Origin of the sequence: Pseudoflavonifractor sp. MSJ-30, from assembly GCF_018918045.1 — a bacterium.
Lineage (GTDB): Bacteria > Bacillota > Clostridia > Oscillospirales > Oscillospiraceae > Faecousia.
In genome coordinates, this window is the sequence record NZ_JAHLPU010000005.1 from 1 (window position 1) to 6,770 (window position 6,770).

Annotated in this window: 5 protein-coding genes; 4 read left to right on the forward strand and 1 reads right to left on the reverse strand. The window is 53.1% G+C overall.

Features of this window, described 5'->3' with window-relative positions; all coding sequences use genetic code 11:
* Positions 1 to 45: 45 nt before the first annotated feature.
* Positions 46 to 1,476 (forward strand): DUF234 domain-containing protein, encoded by a 1,431-nt coding sequence (locus KQI10_RS00195; RefSeq protein ID WP_216565341.1) that lies wholly within the window; start codon positions 46 to 48, stop codon positions 1,474 to 1,476.
* Between the two features lie 111 nt (positions 1,477 to 1,587).
* Here KQI10_RS00195 and clpB read toward each other — a convergent pair whose 3' ends face one another.
* Positions 1,588 to 4,179: an ATP-dependent chaperone ClpB gene (clpB, locus tag KQI10_RS00200; RefSeq protein WP_216565342.1), complete on the reverse strand. Its 2,592-nt coding sequence runs from the start codon at positions 4,177 to 4,179 to the stop codon at positions 1,588 to 1,590.
* A 763-nt stretch (positions 4,180 to 4,942) separates the two neighbouring features.
* Here clpB and KQI10_RS00205 point away from each other — a divergent pair.
* The 3 genes from KQI10_RS00205 to KQI10_RS00215 all read left to right on the forward strand — a co-directional run bounded on the left by KQI10_RS00205 (position 4,943) and on the right by KQI10_RS00215 (position 6,663).
* On the forward strand, positions 4,943 to 5,548 hold the full coding sequence (locus KQI10_RS00205; protein ID WP_216565343.1) for a class I SAM-dependent methyltransferase: 606 nt from the start codon (positions 4,943 to 4,945) through the stop codon (positions 5,546 to 5,548).
* Between the two features lie 12 nt (positions 5,549 to 5,560).
* The gene (locus tag KQI10_RS00210) at positions 5,561 to 6,337 is read left to right on the forward strand and encodes a ZIP family metal transporter (protein ID WP_216565344.1); all 777 of its coding nucleotides are present in this window, start codon (positions 5,561 to 5,563) and stop codon (positions 6,335 to 6,337) included.
* A gap of 71 nt (positions 6,338 to 6,408) precedes the next feature.
* A complete protein-coding gene (locus KQI10_RS00215) occupies positions 6,409 to 6,663 on the forward strand; it encodes a heavy-metal-associated domain-containing protein (protein WP_216565345.1) in 255 nt (84 codons plus the stop codon).
* Positions 6,664 to 6,770 lie beyond the last annotated feature (107 nt).

Below are 6,770 nucleotides of genomic sequence, written 5' to 3' on the forward strand. Positions count from 1 at the left end.
ATAAATAATTTTATCATAAATTATATTATATTAGGAGGGCGGGACATGAAATTTATAGGCCGACGAGCAGAACTTGACAAATTAAATGCGGAATTTGATCGCAGCGGCAGCTTTGTGGTTATTTATGGCCGCCGCAGGGTTGGCAAAACGACACTTATCAAGAAATTTCTCAAAGACAAAACCGCTTTTTATTTCCTTGCCACAGAAGAACTGGAAAGCCAGAGCATGAAGCGCTTGGCCGGAGTCATTGCCCGGACGACCCTAAATCCACTTCTGCGAAAGGCGGTGTTTACGGATTGGCTGGATCTGTTTCAGATGGTAGCCGATTACAAGCCGGGGGAAAAGAAGATACTGGTCATTGATGAGTTCCCGTATCTTGTGAAAACCAACCCGGCGTTTCCGTCCGTTTTACAAAATGCATGGGATGAGATACTGAAAGACAGTGGGGTGATGCTGATCCTGTCTGGTTCCTTGATCGGTATGATGCAGAAGCACGCATTGTCCTATGACAGTCCTCTGTATGGGCGCAGAACAGCGCAGATCCGGCTCTCGCCGCTGCCATTTACAGATGTATACGCGGCGCAGGACCTGCCCTTTGATAAGGCAGTGGAACAGTATGCTGTGACCGGCGGCGTGCCGAAGTATCTGGAATTTTTTGAGGATGGCAGAACGCTGGAAGAACAGTTAAAAGATACGGTTTTGTCCAAAAGCGGTTTTTTGTATGAGGAGCCCAATTTCCTGCTGAAAAGCGAATCCGTTACGGCGGTGAACTATTTTTCCATCATTAAGGTTATTGCGGACGGAAACCATAAACTGAGTAAGATCGCGGGGGTATTGGGGCAGGAGACGTCCGGGCTGACGCAGTATCTTGCTACGCTAACGGACCTCGGATTTGTGGAAAAGCGAACGCTGATCACGGAAAAGAATCCGGAAAGATCCCGTAAGGGGCTGTATTTCATTGCTGATAATTTTATTCGCTTCTGGTTCCGCTATGTTTATCCCTTTAAGGGTGAACTGGAATTGGATAACATGCAGATCGTTCTGGAGGAGATCCACAAAGACTTCACTGAGAAGTTTGTCGCGTTTGCCTATGAGGATATCTGCAGGGATATTTTCACAGAGCTGTGCAGGAATGGGATGATTTCGTTTGTACCTTCCCGCATCGGGGCTTATTGGCTGAATGATTTTGCGGGGGACACGGAGATCGATGTTATGGCTGTGGACCATCAGCATAAGCGCCTGTTTGCCGGAGAATGCAAATATTATACAAAGCCGGTGGATGTAAACGTGTATTTCGCGCTGAAGGAGAAAGTCGTGGGCGCAATGGAAATTCATAAGGCTTTTCCGGGGTATGATATCTTCTATGGACTATTCAGCAAGAGCGGATTTACGCAGAGGCTCCAGGATATGGCGGCGGAAAATACGAACCTGCTGTTGATCAATGAAGATGCGCTGGTGGAGCCCCAAAAGCTGTAATTTCCAGAGTGTACAATAGCATTATGCCAGAGAAACAGCAACCGCAGGCCCCCGCTTTTTGCGGCGGGGGCCTGCGTCTTTGCTTTTATAGGGGGAAAACCACTGATTCTGTTACGCCAGCACCAGTTCTCCGTCCCGGCAGTCCACGGTGACGGTGGAGCCGGTAGTGATGCGGCCTTCCAGAATCTTGCGGCTCAGCATGGTCTCCACGGTGTGCTGCACATAGCGGCGCAGGGGACGGGCGCCGAACTCGGGGTCGTAGGCCTCATCCACAATGTGCTGCTTGGCGGCGTCTGTCAGGCGGCAGGTAATCTGCTGCTCGGCCAGACGGCTGTTGAGCTTGTCAATCTGCAGGTCGATGATCTTGGTGATGTTGTCCTTGGTCAGGGGCTTGTAGAACACGATTTCGTCCAGACGGTTCAGGAACTCGGGGCGGAAGCTCTGCCGCAGCAGCATCATAACCCGCTCCCTGGCGGCGGGGTCAATCTCGCCGTCCGGACGGATACCGCCCAGCAGCTCCTGAGAGCCCAGGTTGGAGGTCAGAATCAGAATGGTATTCTTGAAGTCCACGGTGCGGCCCTGAGAGTCGGTGATACGGCCGTCATCCAGCACCTGAAGCAGGATGTTGAACACATCGGGGTGGGCCTTTTCCACTTCGTCGAACAGCACCACGCTGTAGGGCTTTCTGCGGACGGCTTCGGTCAGCTGGCCGCCTTCTTCATAGCCCACGTATCCGGGAGGCGCTCCGATCAACCGGGAGACGGAGAACTTCTCCATGTACTCGGACATATCAATCCGCACCAGATTGTTCTCGTCGTCAAACAGGGCTTCGGCCAGCGTCTTGGCCAGTTCCGTCTTGCCTACGCCTGTGGGGCCCAGGAACAGGAAGGAACCGATGGGCCGGTTGGGGTCCTGAATGCCCGCACGGCTGCGCTGGATGGCCTCTGTAACCACCCGAACGGCCTCGTCCTGACCAACGACACGCTTATGCAGGATGTTCTCCAGATTCAAGAGTTTCTCCCGCTCGCCCTGAACCAGACGGCTGACGGGAATCCCTGTCCAGCGCTCCACAATCTTGGCGATTTCCTCATCGGTGACCTTTTCGTGCAGCAGGGCACTGTCGCCCTCCTTCTGGATGCGGCGTTCCTGCTCCTCCAGCTCTCTCTTCAGCTGGGGTAGCCGACCGTATTTCAACTCGGCAGCCTTCCCCAAATCATAACTCTGCTCGGCTGCTTCGATTTGATGATGCAAATCCTCAATATCCTTACGGATTTTCTGGACCTTTTCCAGAGAGTTTTTCTCGTTCTCCCATTGCGCCTTCTTGGCATTGAAGCGTTCCTGTTCCTCGGCCAACTCCTTGCGGATCTGGGCAAGTCTGCTCTTGGAGAGTTCGTCCTCTTCCTTCTTCAGAGACTCCTCCTCGATTTGCAGCTGGATGATATGACGGTTCACACTGTCCAGCTCCGTGGGCATGGAGTCCTGCTCGGTCCGCAGCTGGGCGCAGGCCTCATCGATCAGGTCGATGGCCTTGTCCGGCAGGAACCGATCGGTGATGTACCGATGGGAAAGGGTAGCGGCGGCGATGATGGCGGGGTCCGTGATCTTTACGCCATGGAAGTTTTCATAGCGCTCTTTCAGACCACGCAGGATTGCAATGGTGTCCTCCACGGTAGGTTCATTGACCATCACCGGCTGGAAACGACGCTCCAAAGCGGGATCCTTTTCAATATACTGCCGGTACTCGTCCAAGGTGGTCGCGCCGATGCAGTGCAACTCACCACGGGCCAGCATAGGCTTTAAGAGGTTGCCGGCATCCATGCTGCCCTCGGTCTTGCCTGCGCCAACAATGGTGTGCAGCTCATCGATAAACAGCAGGATCTTGCCCTCGGACTGCTTGACCTCGTTCAAAACGGCCTTTAACCGCTCCTCAAACTCGCCCCGGTATTTGGCGCCCGCAACCAACGCGCCCATATCCAGGGAGAAGATTGTCTTGTCCTGCAAAGAGGAGGGAACTTCCTTCTTGACGATCCGCTGGGCCAGACCCTCCACAATGGCGGTCTTGCCCACGCCGGGTTCACCAATCAGCACAGGGTTGTTCTTGGTCTTCCGGGACAGAATACGAACCACATTCCGGATCTCCTCGTCACGGCCGATGACCGGGTCCATTTTCTGCTCCCGTGCCTTCTTGACCAGATCGGTGCCGTATTTTTCGAGGGCATCGTAAGTGCCCTCGGGGCTGTCAGTGGTCACCCGCTGGTTTCCCCGAACGGCCTGCAGAGCCTGAAGCACCGCTTCTTTTGTGATGCGGTAATCGGTGAAAATCCGTTTTACGCCGCCCTGGGCGGTTTCCAACAGACCGAGCAGCAGATGCTCCACAGAGACATATTCGTCCTTCATGGTCTTTGCCTGGTCCTCTGCCGCGTTCAGAGCGGAAATAACGCTGGAATCGGCATGAACCTGATCAAAGTCAACGCTGCCGCTGATGGCGGGGAGCTTCTGCATTTCTGCCTGGACGGCGGCTTGGACGCTCTCCAGAGTCACGTCCATTTTCTTTAAAAGCTGGGGCACCAGCCCGTTTTCCTGCTGAAGCAGAGCAGCCAGCAGATGGATTTGCTCCAACTGTGGATTGTGATTCTGCGTCATAAGCTGCTGGGCGGACTGGACAGCTTCTTTGGATTTTGTGGTATAGATATCGAAATTCATAGCCATCCTTCTTTCATTGGCTTAGCACTCATTGAACGAGAGTGCTAATTTTTATTTGCATATACTATACCCCAATTCGAAAAAAAGTCAAGGGAAGAGCAAAAGAAAACATAAAATGTTTACAAATATACAATATAAACAAATAATGGCTCTCAAATTTGACGTGCTTAATATAGATTTAACAAAATAAAGCTTGCAATTCTGGGAAAATGCGTTATAATAACCATGCAAGTGCAAGGAAGCTTCCGAACGGCGGAAGCGAAAATGATTTTTTCTTACCTCTCTTTTCTCTGGAAACGCCCCCCGCGGTCTGGTCAACCGCAGGGGGCGTTTTCCGTGGGGAAGCAAGTCAGCAATCCGGTCCGGGGGAGTGGGCTCCTGTCAGGAGTGTGTCATACATAACTTCCGGTCGATGTATTATGCCTGAAATGCGGTAAGTGCAAAAAGATTATCCTCGGAACCTGACCTTTTTGAATGACTTCATGAAGTTGGCAGGCTTTCCTTTGCACAGCAAGTGGGGGTACACGGATTATCTGGAATTTCTGGAGAAAAACGGCTGGAGGGTGCGAAAGAGCACCGTCCTGCAGGCATCCTTCCCGCTGACTTATGCGGAATGTGAGAAAGGGGCGGAACCCGTGGTGCCCCAAGGACGATCTGCAAAGAGCCAATCATGGCACACCGGGAACTCTTCAAATATCGTGGGGAAGCCTTCCTAAATACTTTGAATTCTGTTTCGTAGAAACTTGAGAAGGAGGCTGCAAAAATGTCTTTTTTTGAGAATACCCGGAAGCCCCGGGGGCTGGGCGGAAGAATCATGGTCAGCATGATGAACATTGGCCATGGAGCACTGGCAAGGTGGGGACTGGGTTTTCTGGAGCTTTCCCCGGATGCCAGGGTGCTGGACTGCGGCTGCGGCGGCGGGGCGAACATCAAAAAGCTGCTGAACCGATGCCCCAACGGCGTAGTAAAAGGCATCGACTACTCCGCCGTCAGCGTGGAAACGGCACGGGACCTGAATCGTGCGGCCATCGACCAGGGCCGCTGCGTGGTGTGGCAGGGCAGTGTTGACAGCATTATTTTTGCTTCCGGCTGGTTTGATGCTGTGACCGCCTTTGAAACGGTGTACTTCTGGCCGGATCTTCCAGTATGCTTTCGGGAGATTCTCCGGGTTCTGAAGCCCGGCGGGACCTTTCTCATTTGTAACGAGAGCAGCGGAGAAAACCCCAGGGATGAAAAATGGACGAAAAGGATCGGCGGCATGACTATCTACCGGGCCGCCGAGTTAAAGGGATTTCTGGAACAGGCGGGCTTTCAGGATGTGGAGATACATCAGAAGAAAAACTGGCTGTGCGTTACGGCAAAAAAATGAGAGGAGAAGCAAATGGAAACCTTTCTGGGAATACTGATCCCCTTTTTGGGTACGACCCTGGGAGCCGGGTGTGTATTCTTTATGAAAAAGTCCCTGGGCACTCTGGTACAGCGGTCTCTGGCGGGGTTTGCCGCCGGAGTTATGGTGGCGGCTTCGATTTGGAGTCTGCTGATTCCGGCGATAGAGCAGTCTGAGAATATGGGGAAGCTCTCGTTTCTCCCTGCATTTACAGGCTTCTGGGTGGGCGTGCTGTTTTTGCTTGTGCTGGACCATCTGATTCCGCATCTTCATGTAGGCAGCAATCAAACCGAGGGGCCGAAAACCAAACTTGGCCGCACGACCATGATGGTGCTGGCCGTTACCCTGCACAATATTCCGGAGGGCATGGCCGTCGGCGTGATGTATGCGGGCTTCGTTGCGGGAAGTCCGCAAATCACGGCGGCCAGTGCGCTGGCCCTATCCATCGGCATCGCCATTCAGAATTTTCCTGAGGGAGCCATCATCTCCATGCCCCTAAAGGCGGAGGGCGAGAGCAAGGGCCGGGCGTTTCTCGGCGGTGTTCTTTCCGGCGTTGTGGAGCCTATCGGTGCTGTGCTGACGATTTTGGCGGCAAGTCTCGTGATCCCGGCACTGCCCTATCTGTTGAGCTTTGCGGCGGGGGCTATGCTCTATGTGGTCGTAGAAGAACTGATTCCAGAAATGTCCCAGGGACGGCATTCCAACCTGGGCACCGTCTCCTTTGCCGCCGGATTCAGCGTGATGATGGTGCTGGATGTGGCACTGGGATAGGAGAAAGCCGGAGGATCGGTCAGGCACCGCCAAAACCTGGATGCCATTTTTATTGAAAGAAGGAACTGTCAATGATCAAAACCGTTGTAAAAGTAGAGGGTATGGCCTGTTCTATGTGTGAGGCCCATGTCAATGATGCCGTTCGTGGGGCCTTCCCCGTGGACAAAGTTACGTCTTCCCACTCCAAGGGGGAGACGGTGATTCTCTCCAAGGAGCCCTTGGACGAAACCGCCCTCCGGGCCGTGATCGACGGCAGCGGTTACGGGGCAGGCTCTGTGACCGTTGCCCCCTACGAGAAAAAAGGATTTTTCCATTTTGGAAAATAATTGAAAAAACCGTTAGATCGGTCCGGGTGCCGTTAAAAGGCCCTCTGGATTTATCTATATACATTCCATATCAGGAGGAATATTAAAATGGACATGAAGAAAATTGG

Coding starts and splice junctions, on each gene's coding strand:
- KQI10_RS00195 (WP_216565341.1), top strand. CDS start 46: ATGAAATTTATAGGCCGACGAGCAGAACTTGACAAATTAAATGCGGAA.
- clpB (WP_216565342.1), bottom strand. CDS start 4,179: ATGAATTTCGATATCTATACCACAAAATCCAAAGAAGCTGTCCAGTCC.
- KQI10_RS00205 (WP_216565343.1), top strand. CDS start 4,943: ATGTCTTTTTTTGAGAATACCCGGAAGCCCCGGGGGCTGGGCGGAAGA.
- KQI10_RS00210 (WP_216565344.1), top strand. CDS start 5,561: ATGGAAACCTTTCTGGGAATACTGATCCCCTTTTTGGGTACGACCCTG.
- KQI10_RS00215 (WP_216565345.1), top strand. CDS start 6,409: ATGATCAAAACCGTTGTAAAAGTAGAGGGTATGGCCTGTTCTATGTGT.